Source organism: Rhodococcus sp. LB1 (genome assembly GCF_001583455.1).
Classification (GTDB): Bacteria; Actinomycetota; Actinomycetes; order Mycobacteriales; family Mycobacteriaceae; genus Rhodococcus_F; species Rhodococcus_F opacus.
Window position 1 is genome coordinate 1 of sequence record NZ_LTCZ01000055.1, and the last position, 14,912, is coordinate 14,912.

Here is a 14,912-nt window from a genome sequence, read left to right on the forward strand (position 1 = left end):
CGCGGGCACACACCACCCGCGTGTGGACGGGACGGTGCACCGGCAACTCGAACTGTTTCTCGTAGGTCGCGAAGTACTGGGGAACCGCGCTCGCCGCATGCACCAGCGCGGCCTCCGGGTCGTTCGGGTCCACGCCGATCGTGTCGGCGAAGCCGAGCCCGGGAAGGTCGTGGACACCGTTGACGGTGCTCAGTGTCAATGACGGCCACCGGAACTGCCACGCGCCGCCGGGCCCCGGGGCGTGATCGAGCACCACGAAACCGGACTCCGGTTCCACCCCGAACCTGCGCAGATAGTAGGCGGCGGACAGCCCCGCCTGCCCCGCGCCGACCACGGCCACGTCCACATCGCTGTTCATGTCGGTCCTCACCTCCCCCCTCACAACTACCGGAGAGCCTCGTGTGTTCCGGCCGATTTGGCTGTGGTTGGCTGAAGACGTCCAGTCGGGTGGGCAGGGGAGAATTCGTCAGTGGACAGCAATCACGAAGAAAGCGAGTGGACATGATCGGGACGAGTTGTGACGGCGACGTCTTCACCCTCGAACTGCAACGCCCCGACCGTCGCAATGCGTTGAACACCGAGATCTGCGAACTCCTGCGGGAGGAGACGGAGAAGTCCGTCACCGACGGCGCACGGGTGATCGTCCTCACAGGGCAGGGCAGCGCGTTCTGTGCCGGCGCCGACCTGTCGGGCGACGTGTACGCCGACGGATTCACGGACACGCTGCTCGAGATGCTGCACACCATCGACTCGGTGCCCGTCCCCGTCATCGCCGCGATCAACGGCCCCGCGATCGGCGCGGGCAGCCAGCTGGCGCTCGCCGCGGACCTGCGTGTGGTCGCTCCCGAGGCACGCTTCGCCATCCCGGCCGCCAAGCTCGGGATCTCCGTGGACCGGTGGACGGTGCACCGGCTGGCCGCCCTGATCGGCGGCGGACCGGCACGAACGATCCTGCTCGGTGCGGAGGAGGTCGGTGCGGACGAGGCGCTCGCGCACGGCCTCGCCAACAAGCGCGGCGACCTCGCCGTCGCACAGCAGTGGGCACACTCGATCGCGCGCCTGGCGCCGCTGTCGCTGCAGCACCTCAAGATGGTGCTCAACGACGACGGCACCCAGAGCCCGCCGCCGCCCGAGCAGCTCGCGGCGTTGCATGCGGCGTGGAAGAGCTACGACGCGCAGGAAGCGCGAGCGGCACGCGCCGAGAAGCGTCCGCCGGTCTTCCGGGGTCAGTAGCCGCTCGGCGCGCCTTTCCCTCACGCGTGGTTACAGTTGTCGGGGTGAAAGCGAAGAACGCTGTGACGACTGTTCTGGCCACCGCCGCCCTCGGGTGGCTGACGCGGGCTGCGTGGGGGCTTCCGTCTCAGATCGGTGCGTCGCGTGCCAAGGTGCGCCCGTACGCCGCGACGTCGCCGCGGTACCGCGACCGCCAGTTCCACAACACCGATCCGAGCAGCATGATGCTGCCCGGATCGGAAACCGGGATCGTCAAGGCACTGATCACGCGGGGCAGCGCGGGACGCCCGCGCAGGCCGATCCCGCTTGCCACACCCCTCGCGCCCGTCGAGGCCGCCGACGCAGCAGTCACCTGGTACGGCCATTCGAGCGTGCTCGTCGAGGTCGACGGGTACCGGGTGCTGGCCGACCCGGTGTGGAGTCATCGGGTGTCGCCGTCCGCGATTCTCGGTCCGTCCCGCATGCACCCGACCCCGGTCCCGCTCGCCGACCTGCCCGTTCTGGATGCGATCGTCATCTCGCACGATCACTACGACCACCTCGACATGGCCACCGTGCAGCAACTCGCCGCCACCCAGAAGGCGCCGTTCGTCGTTCCGGTCGGGCTCGGTGCGCACCTGCGTCAGTGGCGGGTGCCGGAGGAGCGGATCGTCGAACTCGACTGGGACGAGTCGACCACGTTCGGCGAACTCACGCTCACGTGCACCGAGGCCCGGCACTTCTCCGGGCGCGGGCTGGTACGCAACACCACCCAGTGGGCGTCGTGGGTGCTCGCCGGACCGAACCGGAAGGTGTTCTTCGGCGGCGACAGCGGGTACACGCCGCGGTTCGCCGACCTGGGCCGCCGGTACGGGCCGTTCGATCTCACGCTGCTGCCCGTCGGCGCCTACGACACGCGGTGGGCCGACATCCACATGAACCCGGAGGAGGCGGTGCAGACCCACGCCGACCTCAACGGCGGCGACGGCACCCGCGGACTGCTGGTGCCGGTGCACTGGGCCACGTTCAATCTCGCATTCCACTCGTGGTCCGAGCCGATCGTCCGGCTGCTCGCGGCCGCGCAGGAGAAGGCCACCCCGGTGGCCGTGCCCATGCCCGGACAGCGCATCGACGCGTTGAAGCCGACGGCCCAGACACCGTGGTGGTCCGCACTCGGCTGAGTCCGGCGCGCATCCCCTCCGAGCGAAGCCTCGTTGCGTAGCCTTTGACCATGGCATACGACGAAACGGGCACCGACAGCGTTGCAGTCGTCGCAGTGGAGGGGCTGACGGCCGCCCAGGTGGCGGAGCGGGTGGCGGCAGGCAAGACCAACGACGTGCCCGATCGGGCCAGCCGATCGGTACGCGACATCGTCCGCGCCAACGTGTTCACCCGGATCAACGCGATCCTCGGTGTCCTCCTGATCATCGTGCTGGCCTCCGGTTCGATCATCGACGGCATGTTCGGCCTGCTGATCATCGCCAACAGCGGGATCGGCATCATCCAGGAAGTGCGGGCCAAGCGGACCCTCGACAAGCTCGCGATCGTCAGCCAGACCAAACCGGTGGTGCGCCGCGACGGTGCCGCCGTCGCGATGGCACCCCGGGAGGTCGTGCTCGACGACATCATCGAACTCGGCGCCGGCGACCAGATCGTCGTCGACGGTGTCGTGGTGGAGGCGATGTCCCTCGACATCGACGAATCCCTCCTCACCGGTGAGGCCGACCCCGTGCACAAGGACGCCGGCCAGCAGGTGCTGTCGGGAAGCTTCGTCGCGTCCGGCAGCGGCTGTTACCGAGCCACGAAGGTCGGAAGCGACGCGTACGCCGCCAAACTCGCGGACGAGGCCAGCAAGTTCACGCTCGTGCACTCGGAGTTGCGCAGCGGCATCGACAAGATCTTGAAATTCATCACGTATCTGATGATTCCGGCCGGTCTGCTGATCATCTACAACCAGTTGTTCTCCAGCGGCGAGTCGATCCGGCCGGCGCTGAGCGGGATGGTGGCCGCGCTGGTCCCGATGGTGCCCGAGGGACTGGTGCTGATGACGTCGATCGCGTTCGCGGTCGGGGTGGTCCGGCTGGGCCAGCGGCAGTGCCTCGTGCAGGAGCTGCCCGCCATCGAAGGTCTCGCGCGCGTCGACGTGGTGTGTGCCGACAAGACCGGAACGCTCACCGAGAACGGCATGCGGCTGTCCGAACTCCGCTGCGCCGACACCGCCGACACCGAACCGTCCCGTGCGGCACTCGCCGCGATGGCGGCGTCCGACCCGCGGCCGAACGCCAGCATCCTCGCGATCAAGGAGGCGTTCCCCGACGACCCCGGATGGGGTGACGCCACGGCGGAGGCGCCGTTCTCCTCGGCCGAGAAGTGGAGCGGACAGTCGTACGGCACCCACGGCAACTGGGTCCTCGGTGCGCCGGACGTGCTCCTCGACCCCGGCAGCGACATGGCCAGGCAGGCCGAGGAAGTGGGGTCCTCGGGACTGCGGGTGCTCCTGCTCGGCAGTTGCGACGTTCCGGTCGACCACCCCGCGGCGCCGGGCGCAATCACACCCCGGGCACTGGTGATCCTGGAGCAGCGGGTGCGTCCCGACGCCCGCGGCACCCTCGAGTACTTCGCGAGCCAGAACGTCACGGTGAAGGTCATCTCGGGTGACAACGCCGTGTCGGTCGGCGCGGTGGCCGGATCGCTCGGACTGCCCGGCGGCGACCGTCCCGTCGACGCCCGCGAACTGCCCGACGACCGCGACGCCCTCGCCGAGACCCTGGAAACGTCCACCACGTTCGGCCGCGTGCGCCCCGATCAGAAGCGGGAGATGGTGGGGGCCCTGCAGTCTCGCGGTCACACCGTCGCGATGACCGGCGACGGCGTCAACGACGTGCTGGCCCTCAAGGACGCCGACATCGGGGTGTCGATGGGCTCGGGCAGCCCCGCCACCCGCGCGGTGGCGCAGATCGTGTTGCTGGACAACAAGTTCGCCACCCTGCCCTATGTGGTGGGTGAGGGCCGCCGGGTGATCGGCAACATCGAACGCGTCTCGAACCTGTTCCTCACCAAGACCGTGTACTCGGTGTTGCTTGCCTTCCTCATCGGCATTACCGGTGTGCTGTCGCAGATCTTCCACTTCGAGCCCGTGCCGTATCCGTTCCTGCCGCGGCACGTGACGATCGCCGCCTGGTTCACCATCGGCATTCCCGCGTTCATCCTGTCGCTGGCCCCCAACAACGAGCGGGCGCGCTCCGGCTTCGTGCCGCGCGTGATGCGTCTCGCCGTGCCGTCGGGGGTGATCATCGGTGTCACGACGTTCATTTCGTATCTCCTCGTCTACGCCGGCCCGGATCAGACGGAGACACAGAAGATCCAGGCGGGCACGTCGGCACTGATCACCCTCATCATGATCGCGCTGTGGGTGCTGGCCGTGGTCGCGCGGCCGTACGTGTGGTGGAAGCTGGTGCTGATCTGCGGATCCGTAGCGGGATATCTCATCCTGTTCGCGTTGCCGTTCACGCGGGAGTTCTTCAAACTCGATCCGACGAACGTCGGCGCCACGACCTCCGCTCTCGTGTGCGGGCTCGTGGGAGTGGTTCTCGTCGAAATCGGATGGTGGGTGACGGGCCGCCTGCACGGTGAGCATCGCCGCCTCTTCGCGGTGCCGGAAGACCTGCCGGGCGTGCACTGACGCGATTACCGCTCGCGACGATTCGAACGGTTGGCGTCGCCGAGTCAATGCTGTGAGACTGGGTGCACGGCGAGTGATCGAACTCGGTCGGAATGCGTGCGCATGCACCGGAGGAGGAAGAACGATGAGTTTCGTCGACACACTGAAGGGCCTGCTGGGCAAGGGGAGGGAAGCCGCTTCGCAGAACGCGGACAAGGTTCACGGCGCCATCGACAAGGCCGCCGACGTCGCGGACAGCAAGACCGGCGGCAAGTACAGCGACAAGATCGACAAGGCCGCCGACGCGGCGAAGAAGGCTGTTCCTCCGAAGGAGTGAACACTTCTCACACAGACGCGCGTGGGCCCCGGTTCTCGGACCGGGGCCCACGCGCGTCTTCGGAGATGACCCGCGCACGGCGGGCAGGCGCGGCAGAATCGGTGTCGTGAACGGCGTCCTCGTGCTCCTCGTCATCATCGCGGCCATCGCCGTGACGAGTTTCGCGAAGCGCCGGGACCTCCAGGCGCCGCTGGTGCTCGTCACCATCGGGTCGGTGGCGTCGTTCATCCCTGGGATGCCGCGCCTCGAACTGGACCCGGAGGCCATTCTCGGTGTGGTGCTGCCGCCGCTGCTGTACTCCGCGGCGCTCAAGTTCTCGGTGGCCACGTTCCGGCGCCACCTCGCACCGATTCTCCGGCTGGGGATCTTCACCGTCCTGGCGACCGCCGTCGGGGTGGCCTTCTTCTCCAACTGGCTGGTCCCCGAATTCACGCTCGGCGCGGCGCTGGTCCTCGGCGCCGTGGTCGCGCCGACGGACGCGGTCAGTGCCGTCGCGGTCGGCCGCAGGCTCGGCCTGCCGAACCGGGTGATCGCGATCCTCACCGGTGAGGGACTCGTCAACGACGCCACCGCGCTGACCCTGTTCACCGTCGCCGTCTCCGCCGTCGTCGGGGCGAAGATCCCGGTCCATCCGGTGGTGTTCTTCGGCTACGAGGTGGTCGGCGGGGTCCTGATCGGACTGGTGCTCGCCAAGATCGTCGAGTGGGTGCGTCATCGCATGTACGACTCACCGCTGGAAACGGTGCTGGGGCTGATGCTCCCGTTCGCCGCCTACCTCGCCGCCGAGGAGGTGCACGCGTCCGGCGTGCTGTCGGTGGTCGCCGCGGGGTTCCTGATGGGGCACAAGGCCACCGACGCCTCCGTGGCCACCCGCATCCAGGAGCGGTCGCTGTGGGAGAGCGTCGACCTCCTGCTCGAGATGTTCGTGTTCGCCTACATGGGACTGCAACTGAAGTTCGTCATCGACGACGTCCGCGACCAGGGCCTACCGGTGCACCACGTCTTCTTCTACGGCTTCGCGGTCCTTTTCGTGGTCATGGCGATACGGCCGGCGTGGATCCTGCTGCACTGGCTCCGCCGCCGGGTCGGGCTGGCGATCGAGGCGCCGGGCGGCTCGGTGGAACTCGGATGGCGGGAGAGTCTCGTCGTGTCCTGGGCGGGAATGCGCGGGGTCGTCACGCTCGCCGCAGCGTCCGGTGTGCCGGTGGTCATCGCGAGCGGGCAGCCGTTCCCGGGACGCGAGGTGATCCAGGCGATCGCGTTCGTCGTGGCCGTCGGCACGCTGCTGATCCAGGGCGCCACCATGCCGCTGCTGATCCGGAGACTCGATCTGGCGGATCCCGGCGAACGCGAGCGCGAGGAGGAACAGGTGAAGCTGGCCCGCGCGATCTCCCGCGACGCAGGCGAACGGGCCCTCGTCGAGTTCGCCGAACACCCGCCGGAGGGAATCGACCGAGCCGACCTGACCGACATCCTCGACCGGGTGCGGCGGTCGATGCGGGCGCGGCTCCAGGCCGAGGAAGCGGAGGACGCCGCGGAGAAGCAGCGGGCCGGCGCACTGTTCGACCACTACCGTCGCGCGGCCCTGCGCGCGCAACGCGAGGCGATCATCGCCGCCCGCGACGCGGGCACGCTCGACGACGAGGTGATGCGTAGCGTGTTGGAAGGCCTCGATGTGGAGGAGGCAGCAGCCGAGGAGCGGGTGCGGAGACGTCGCGAATGAGGTGCGAGGTGGGTGTGCGTCCGGTGCGAACCGCCGTGGTCGCCCTTGCCGGTGTCGTGGCGCTGACCGCCTGCGCCACGGACGAGGCGTCCCCGAGCAGTTCTCCCACCACCTCGGTGGCCGCACCCTCCGCCCCTTCCGTTCCGCAGGCGCCGACAGGGGATCAGCGTGGCGCGCTGACAAGCCAGGAGCCGGTGCCCGACATCGATCCGGCGATCACCGCACTCGGCGCGACGGCCACCCGGGTCGTCTACCGGTCGACGTCCGGTGTCGACGGCGGCGGCTCTGAGGTCGTGGGCACGGTCTTCACTCCCGCAGGCCCCGCACCGGACGGTGGCCGGCCCGTCGTCACGGTCGGGCACGGCACCACCGGCGTCACCGACGAGTGCGCACCCTCGTCGTCGCCGACCCTGCTGGGCACGACGAACCTCGTCCGCCCGCTGCTGCAGCGGGGGTACGTCGTGACCGTCACCGACTACCAGGGGCTCGGCACCGACGGCCCGCATCCCTACCTCGAACCCGACACCGCCGCCTACGACCTGATCGACGCGGTCCGGGCGGCGCGCAACGTGGTGCCGGACGCGTCGACGCGCTGGGCGGCGATCGGGGTCTCGCAGGGCGGTCAGGCGTCGTGGTCTGCAGCCGAGCACGCCGACGACTACGGCGACGGGCTCGCGTTCGTCGGCTCGGCGAACCTGTCACCCGCGGCCGATCTGTCGGGGATCGTCGCCGACGGGACCGTCGAACCACTGTCTTGGCCGCAGAAGATGTTCCTTCCCTACCTCCTCGAGGGACTGAAGGTGGTGCACCCCGAGCTGAATCCGGACGACTACATGCGCGGCGCGCTCGCCGCCACTCCCGACGTCACGCTGTCGTGCGTCGCCGCGAAACTTCCCGAGAAGTGGACGGTGGCAACCCAACTCACCCCCGCCGACACGGGTCCGCGGACGGAGGCCGACGCCGAGCGCATGCGAGGGTGGCTCGAGGACATCGCCCTGCCGAAGAACGGGGCGGGCGGGCCGATGCTCGTCGTGGTGGGGGAGCGGGACAACCTCATTCTGCCGCAATGGACTTCGCAGGCCGTCGACCACGCGTGCGCACTCGGTGGCGTCGTCGAGTTCGACTCCCGGCCGGGGGAAGGGCACGCCGACGGGCGCTCCGTTCCCGGCGCGGTGCAGTGGATCGCCGACCGCTTCGCCGGCGTGCCCGCACCCGACACGTGTCCCGAGGGAGGAACACCGTGAAAAACGGCGATCTCGAACGGCTGCGGGCGCTGTGCCTCGCCCTGCCCGAGGCGACGGAACGGGTCAGTCACGGAGAACCGGCGTGGTTCGTCCGCAAGGCACCGCAGTTCGCATCACTCGCCGACCGTCACCACGACGACCGGGTGTCGTTCTGGGCGGCGGCTCCGCCGGGGGCACAGCAGGATTGGGTACAGCGTGATCCCGGCAGGTTCTTCGTCCCGCCGTACGTCGGGGGACGCGGGTGGATCGGCGTCTATCTCGACGTCCGGCAGGATTGGGACGACGTCGCCGACATCGTCGAGGACGCCTACCGCACCGTCGCCCCGAAAACCCTGATCGCCCGACTGGACGCCGGCGAATGACGGGAACCGTCGTCGCCGTCGTCGCGTTGCTCGTCCTCATTCCCGTCGTCGCGTTCACCGCGGTGTGGCTGCGCGCCCGGCGCGAGCTGACGACACCCACCGAACGGGCCGTTCACACCACCCTGCACACGGCGTCGCTGGCGGCGCGCCCGTTGCGGCGGGGACTCGACGAGACGTCGGCGGAGGAGGCCGCACCGCACCTGCGCCAGCTGACCGGCGCGCAGGCGCTGGGCGTCTTCGACGCCGCCGGTGACCTGCTCGCATGGAGCGGACCGCACGAGGCCATGACCGAACAACTGCACGACGCGGCCGCCCGCGCCGTCGACGGGGAGCGCCGGGTGCTCATCGCCTGCGGCGGCCTCGTCCGGGGCGCGGGCGACAACGCGGTGCGGGCGTTGATCGCCCAGCCCCTGATCATCGAGGCCACCGGCGTGGTCGGGGTGCTCGGCATCGTCATCACGGAAGACCCCGGTCCAGGCATGCTCGGCGCCGTCACGGAGGTCGCCCGGTATGCGTGCAGCCAGATCGAACTCGCCGACCTCGACGCGTCCCGCGCCCGACTCGACCGCGCCGAGGTCCGGGCGCTGCGCGCGCAGATCAGCCCGCATTTCATCTACAACGCGCTGAACACGGTGGCGTCGTTCGTCCGCACCGATCCCGATCGCGCCCGGGAACTGATTCTCGAGTTCGCCGACTTCACGCGGTACTCGTTCCGTACGGCAGGGGAGTTCACCCTGCTGGCCGACGAACTGCGCAACATCGACCGGTACCTCACCCTCGAGCGCGCCCGGTTCGGCGACGCCCTCGCGGTGAAATTGCAGGTGGCACCGGAGGTGCTGAACGTGGTGCTCCCGTTCCTCGCGCTGCAACCGCTGGTCGAGAACGCGGTGCGGCACGGAATCGCCGCCAAACCGGACGGCGGCACCGTCAGCATCGTCGCCGCCGACGAGGGCACCGACTGCGTGATCAGCGTCGAGGACGACGGGGTCGGCATGGATCCCGAACTGCTGCGGTCGGGGTCGCTGGACTCGGTGGCCGAGACGTCGGGGGTGAAGGAGGCGGCGCACGTCGGGCTCGCCAACGTCGACGACCGCCTGCGCGCAGCGTTCGGCAACGACTACGGACTCGTCGTGGAGACCGCGCCCGGTGCGGGCACCAAGGTGAGCATGCGCGTCCCGAAGTTCCGGCGGGGGATCTCGACGTGAACGGGAAGAGTCCGTGCGACGATTGCTGTCGTTGTGAACCACACTGACGACAAGTCTCCGGACGCACCCCTCACCGTGCTGGCCGTCGACGACGAGAAGCCCGCCCTCGACGAGCTGGCGTTCCTGCTGCGCGCCCAGGACGCGGTCGGGGACATCCGGACCGCGGGAGATGCCACCACGGCGCTGCGCATACTCCGCGACGGCGAGATCGACGCCGTCTTCCTCGACATCAACATGCCCGGACTCGACGGACTCGAGTTGGCCGGGATCCTCGCGAACTTCGCGTCCCCACCGCAGGTGGTGTTCGTGACCGCCCACGACGACCGGGCCGTCGCCGCCTTCGACCTCGGAGCCGTCGACTATCTGCTCAAACCCCTGCGCGAGGAGCGGCTGGCGGAGTCCGTGCGCCGCATCGTCGAGGGGCGCCGCAGGAGGGTCGACGCGGGACCGGCCGCCCCCACCGACGAGGTGATCCCGGTCGAACTCGGCGGCATCACCACTCTCGTGCACCGGTCCTCCGTCGAGTGGGTCGAAGCGGACGGCGACTACGCCCGGCTGCACACCGCGGACGGCTCCCACCTCGTCCGCATCCCCATCTCAGCACTGGAGACGCGCTGGGCGGACGCCGGGTTCCTACGGGTCCACCGCTCGTACCTCGTCGCGTTGCCGCGGGTCACCGGAATCCGGACCGTCGGCAACGGTCTCGTCGTGTGCCTCCGCGCGCACGGCGACCACCCGCCCGTCGAACTGCCGGTCAGCCGCAGGCACACCCGGATGCTCAAGGACCGGCTGGTCCGGGCGCCGAAACAAACGTGGACCGCGCGATGAGTTCGCCGGAGCGGGTGCGGGTCGTCCTCGCCCAGCGCCGCGGTGCGCGCATCGTCCGCACCCGGGTCGAGGTGCAGGAACAGACCGCGGTAGGGGACGCGATGATCCGGGGGCTCGTGCGCACCCAGCTCGTGCTGGCCATCCGGCTCGCGCTCCTCGCGGCCTGCCTGCTGTGCGCGGTGCCGCTCGTGATGTTCCTGTTCCCGGCGTTGTCCGACGTGGCGGTGCTGGGAATCCGGCTGCCGTGGGTGGTGCTCGGGGCGCTCGTGTACCCAGTGCTCCTGACCACCGGCTGGATCTACGTGCGGCAGGCCGAGCGCAACGAACAGGAATTCGCCGACCTGGTGGACGACTGAGCATCCCGTGACCACCGACCAACCCATTCCCTGGTTGACCCTGGCCGGTCTCGCCGCAGCCGCGATCGCGACGGTGGCCATCGGCATCTACGGAGTGCGGCTGGCGCGCACCACCTCCGACTTCCTCGTCGCGTCCCGCAGCGTCGGACCGCGGTGGAACGCCGCCGCCATCTCCGGCGAGTACCTCTCGGCCGCATCCTTTCTCGGTGTCGCCGGCCTCATCGCGAAATACGGCGCGGACGCCCTCTGGTACCCGATCGGATTCACGGCCGGCTACCTCGGGCTGCTGCTGTTCGTCGCCGCACCGCTGCGACGCTCCGGCGCGTACACGGTGCCCGACTTCGCCGAGTTCCGGCTCGGCTCCCGCCGGCTCCGCACCCTCGCGATGCTCGTCGTCGCCGCCGTCTGCGCGCTGTACCTCGTCCCGCAACTCCAGGGCGCAGGGCTGACCCTGAACATCCTGCTCGGGGTGCCGACCTGGGTCGGGGCCGTCGTCGTCGGGCTCATCGTCATCGCCAACGTGGTGGGCGGCGGCATGCGGTCCATCACATTCGTCCAGGCCTTCCAGTACTGGCTCAAACTCACCGCGGTCGCGATCCCGGCGCTGGTGCTGTCGGTGTACTTCTTCGGCGACCACCACGAGCTGGGCGCCGCCGCACCACCCACCGTGAGCGAACAGACCACCGTCGACATCACCACCGACGTCGTCGTGCAGGTGTCCGAACCGGTGACCGTCGGCGGGTCGGGGACGATCGACGGGGCCCCGGCGACCGGTGACGTTCTCCTCGAGCCGGGCGAGCACCACCTCGGAGAGGGCACGTCGATGACCCTCGAGGCGGGCGCGCCGGTGCCCGTGGTCGCGGGCGCTCCCGCCGACAACTCCGACTGGATCGCCCCCGGCTGGGGATTCGGCGGCGACCACCCGATGTACCAGGTGTACTCGCTGATCCTCGCCACGTTCCTCGGCACGCTCGGGCTGCCACACGTGCTCGTCCGCTTCTACACCAACCCCGACGGGCGGGCCGCGCGGCTGACGTCGCTGGCCGTGGTCGGGCTGCTCGGAGTGTTCTACCTGTTCCCGACGCTGCTCGGGGTGTTCGCGCGGCTGTACGTGCCGCAGCTGCTCATCACCGGCACGTCCGACGCCGCGGTCCTGCTGCTGCCCGGCTCCGTGATCTCCGGGTGGGCCGGGCAACTCCTCGCCGCACTGGTGGCGTCCGGGGCCATCGCGGCGTTCCTGTCCACGTCGTCCGGCCTGCTCGTCAGCATCGCCGGGGTGCTCAGCACCGACGTCCTGCGCGGGCGGATCCGGGACTTCCGGATCGCCGCCGTCCTGGCCGGGGCGGTGCCGCTGGTGCTGTCGCTGGCGGTGACGTCGCTGGACCTGTCGCGCACGGTGGGGCTGGTGTTCGCGGTCGCGGCGTCGACGCTCTGCCCGCTGCTCGTGCTCGGCATCTGGTGGCGTGGACTGACGGCCGCCGGGGCGGGTGCCGGGATGGTCGCAGGCGGGCTCGTCGCCGGCTGCGCGGCCGGGATCTCGGTGCTCGGCGGCTTCACAGTCGACGTCTGGAACGGCTGGCCCGCTGCCATGGTCGCGTACCCGGCCGCCGTCAGCGTTCCGCTGGCCTTCGTCACGATGGTGCTGGTCAGCAAGGTGACGAAGCGTCAGATACCCGCCGACCTCAGCCGGATCTTCACCCGCATGCACGCCCCCGAGCGCCTCGGTGTGGGCTCCGACCGCGAGAGGGAGCTCCGCTCCCCGTGAGCCCTTTTGGTAGCTCCCGCAACCAGAAAGGCGCACGGGCGGCGAAGCCGCTTGTCGCGGTCGGGTGACCGTTCGACGCACAGTCCGGCAGCTCGTCGTGTGACAGGCGCCACAACCTATTTCTGTGACTCAACTCTCACTAACGTCGGTAACCAGTTCACTTCACACGACCAAGGAGTCTGCAGTGACCACAGCCGATCTCAGTGAGGGCGCACCGCAGAAGCGGCACGCCCCTGATGCGCAAGCCTTCGTAGACATGCAGGCGAGCCCGGAGTTCCAGGAGTTGCGACACCGCCTGCGTAGTTTCGTCTTCCCGATGACGGCGTTCTTCCTCGCCTGGTACGCGGCGTACGTCCTGCTGGCCACGTACGCGCCCGAGTTCATGGCCACCAAGGTGATCGGCAACATCAACCTGGGCATCATCCTCGGTCTCGGCCAGTTCGTGACCACGTTCGTGATCACCGCGCTGTACGTGAAGTTCGCCAACCGGGAACTCGATCCCCGCTCCGCCGCGATCCGCGACGAGCTGGAAGGACCGCTCAAGTGATCACCACACTCGCCGCAGGCACCGACGTTGGCAACCCGATCCTCAACATCGCCATCTTCGTGGCGTTCGTCGTGATCACGATGACCATCGTGATCCGCGCGAGCCGCACCACCAAGAAGGCCTCGGACTTCTACACCGGCGGCGGTCAGTTCTCCGGACCGCAGAACGGCTTCGCCATCGCCGGCGATTACCTGTCGGCCGCGTCGTTCCTCGGTATCGCCGGCGCCATCGCGGTGTACGGCTACGACGGCTTCCTGTACTCGGTCGGCTTCCTCGTCGCCTGGCTGGTGGCCCTGCTGCTGGTCGCGGAACTGCTGCGCAACACCGGCCGGTTCACGATGGCGGACGTGCTGAGTTTCCGGCTCAAGCAGCGTCCCGTGCGGATGGCCGCGGCGCTGTCCACACTGGTGGTCTCGCTGTTCTACCTGCTCGCGCAGATGGCGGGCGCCGGCGGACTCGTCGCGCTGCTGCTGAACATCGACGGCAAGGTCGGTCAGGGCGTCGTCGTCGCGGTCGTCGGCGTGCTGATGATCGTGTACGTGCTCGTCGGCGGCATGAAAGGCACCACCTACGTCCAGATGGTCAAGGCGGTGCTGCTGGTCGCCGGTGCAGGCATCATGTTCTTCCTCGTGCTGTTCGCGGTGCGCGGCAACTTCTCCCAGCTGCTCGCCGACGCCCAGGCGACGGTCGCCGGTTCGACGAACGAGGCGATCGCGGGCCGCGACATCCTCGCTCCCGGCGCCAAGTACGGCATCAGCTCGATGAGCAAGCTCGACTTCATCTCGCTCGGCATTGCCCTGGTCCTCGGTACGGCGGGCCTGCCGCACGTGCTGATGCGGTTCTACACGGTCCCCACCGCCAAGGAAGCCCGCCGCTCGGTCACGTGGGCGATCGGACTGATCGGCGCGTTCTACCTGTTCACGCTCGTCCTCGGCTACGGTGCCGCCAAGATGGTCGGCCCCGACGTCATCCTCGCAGCACCCGGCAAGGAGAACGCGGCGGCGCCGCTGCTCGCGTTCGAACTGGGCGGCACCATCTTCCTGGCGATCATCTCCGCGGTCGCGTTCGCAACGATCCTCGCGGTGGTTGCGGGCCTGGCGATCACGGCGTCCGCGTCGTTCGCCCACGACATCTACGCCAGCGTCATCAAGCGCGGACATGCGTCGGAAGAGTCGCAGGTGCGGGTTTCCCGGATCACCGTCGTCGTGATCGGCCTCGTGTCGATCGTCCTCGGCATCATGGCCATGGGCCAGAACATCGCGTTCCTGGTGGCGCTCGCCTTCGCGGTGGCCGCCTCGGCCAACCTGCCGACGCTGCTGTACTCGCTGTTCTGGAAGAAGTTCAACACCACCGGCGCCCTGTTCAGCATCTACGGCGGCCTGGTCAGCTGCCTCCTGCTGATCGCGTTCTCCCCGGCCGTGTCCGGTAAGCCGTCGTCGATGTTCCCCGACGCCGACTTCGACTACTTCCCGCTCGCCAACCCGGGCATCGTCTCCATCCCGCTGGCGTTCGTGCTCGGCATCGTCGGCACCTACATCGGCCGCGGCAAGGCGGAAGATCCCGCCAAGCAGGCCGAGATGGAGGTCCGCTCCCTCACCGGTGTCGGTGTGGAGAAGGCCGTCTCCCACTAATGCCTTCGGCCTGTGAGTACTTAATAAGTACTCACAGGCCG

At 69.1% G+C, this 14,912-nt stretch carries 14 protein-coding genes; 13 read left to right on the forward strand and 1 reads right to left on the reverse strand.

What is annotated here, in order from left to right:
- Positions 1–358, reverse strand: a 358-nt coding sequence (locus AZG88_RS10430) for an NAD(P)-binding protein (protein ID WP_156517461.1), incomplete at its 3' end; no start/stop codon positions are given.
- 143 nt (positions 359–501) lie between these two features.
- Between AZG88_RS10430 and AZG88_RS10435 the strand changes: the two genes are divergently transcribed.
- The 13 genes from AZG88_RS10435 (at position 502) to AZG88_RS10495 (ending at position 14,871) form a co-directional block, all read left to right on the forward strand.
- Positions 502–1,233 (forward strand): enoyl-CoA hydratase, encoded by a 732-nt coding sequence (locus AZG88_RS10435; protein ID WP_061697645.1) that lies wholly within the window; start codon positions 502–504, stop codon positions 1,231–1,233.
- 44 nt (positions 1,234–1,277) lie between these two features.
- Positions 1,278–2,393: an MBL fold metallo-hydrolase gene (locus AZG88_RS10440; protein ID WP_005244014.1), complete on the forward strand. Its 1,116-nt coding sequence runs from the start codon at positions 1,278–1,280 to the stop codon at positions 2,391–2,393.
- A 50-nt stretch (positions 2,394–2,443) separates the two neighbouring features.
- Positions 2,444–4,894 carry a cation-translocating P-type ATPase gene (locus tag AZG88_RS10445; protein ID WP_025431926.1) on the forward strand — a complete coding sequence of 817 codons (2,451 nt, stop codon included), beginning with the start codon at positions 2,444–2,446 and terminating at the stop codon, positions 4,892–4,894.
- Between the two features lie 124 nt (positions 4,895–5,018).
- Positions 5,019–5,210, forward strand: a complete 192-nt coding sequence (locus AZG88_RS10450) for an antitoxin (protein WP_005244012.1) — start codon at positions 5,019–5,021, stop codon at positions 5,208–5,210.
- A gap of 106 nt (positions 5,211–5,316) precedes the next feature.
- Positions 5,317–6,933: a Na+/H+ antiporter gene (locus tag AZG88_RS10455; RefSeq protein ID WP_005244010.1), complete on the forward strand. Its 1,617-nt coding sequence runs from the start codon at positions 5,317–5,319 to the stop codon at positions 6,931–6,933.
- On the forward strand, positions 6,930–8,177 hold the full coding sequence (locus tag AZG88_RS10460) for a lipase family protein (protein WP_061697634.1): 1,248 nt from the start codon (positions 6,930–6,932) through the stop codon (positions 8,175–8,177). The genes AZG88_RS10455 and AZG88_RS10460 overlap by 4 nt, the downstream gene beginning before the upstream one ends.
- Positions 8,174–8,539 carry an MmcQ/YjbR family DNA-binding protein gene (locus AZG88_RS10465; protein ID WP_005244005.1) on the forward strand — a complete coding sequence of 122 codons (366 nt, stop codon included), beginning with the start codon at positions 8,174–8,176 and terminating at the stop codon, positions 8,537–8,539. Before AZG88_RS10460 ends, AZG88_RS10465 begins: the two co-directional genes overlap by 4 nt.
- Positions 8,536–9,744 (forward strand): sensor histidine kinase, encoded by a 1,209-nt coding sequence (locus AZG88_RS10470; RefSeq protein WP_061697635.1) that lies wholly within the window; start codon positions 8,536–8,538, stop codon positions 9,742–9,744. Before AZG88_RS10465 ends, AZG88_RS10470 begins: the two co-directional genes overlap by 4 nt.
- A 33-nt stretch (positions 9,745–9,777) precedes the next feature.
- Positions 9,778–10,572 (forward strand): LytR/AlgR family response regulator transcription factor, encoded by a 795-nt coding sequence (locus AZG88_RS10475; RefSeq protein WP_005244000.1) that lies wholly within the window; start codon positions 9,778–9,780, stop codon positions 10,570–10,572.
- On the forward strand, positions 10,569–10,928 hold the full coding sequence (locus tag AZG88_RS10480) for a hypothetical protein (protein ID WP_011597296.1): 360 nt from the start codon (positions 10,569–10,571) through the stop codon (positions 10,926–10,928). Before AZG88_RS10475 ends, AZG88_RS10480 begins: the two co-directional genes overlap by 4 nt.
- 7 nt (positions 10,929–10,935) lie before the next feature.
- Positions 10,936–12,693, forward strand: coding sequence for a sodium/solute symporter (locus AZG88_RS10485; RefSeq protein WP_005243995.1), 1,758 nt, complete (start codon positions 10,936–10,938; stop codon positions 12,691–12,693).
- 184 nt (positions 12,694–12,877) lie between these two features.
- Complete coding sequence (locus AZG88_RS10490; RefSeq protein ID WP_005243994.1) at positions 12,878–13,240, forward strand: DUF485 domain-containing protein; 363 nt, start codon at positions 12,878–12,880, stop codon at positions 13,238–13,240.
- Positions 13,237–14,871 (forward strand): solute symporter family protein, encoded by a 1,635-nt coding sequence (locus AZG88_RS10495; RefSeq protein WP_061697636.1) that lies wholly within the window; start codon positions 13,237–13,239, stop codon positions 14,869–14,871. The genes AZG88_RS10490 and AZG88_RS10495 overlap by 4 nt, the downstream gene beginning before the upstream one ends.
- The last annotated feature ends 41 nt before the right edge of the window (positions 14,872–14,912 follow it).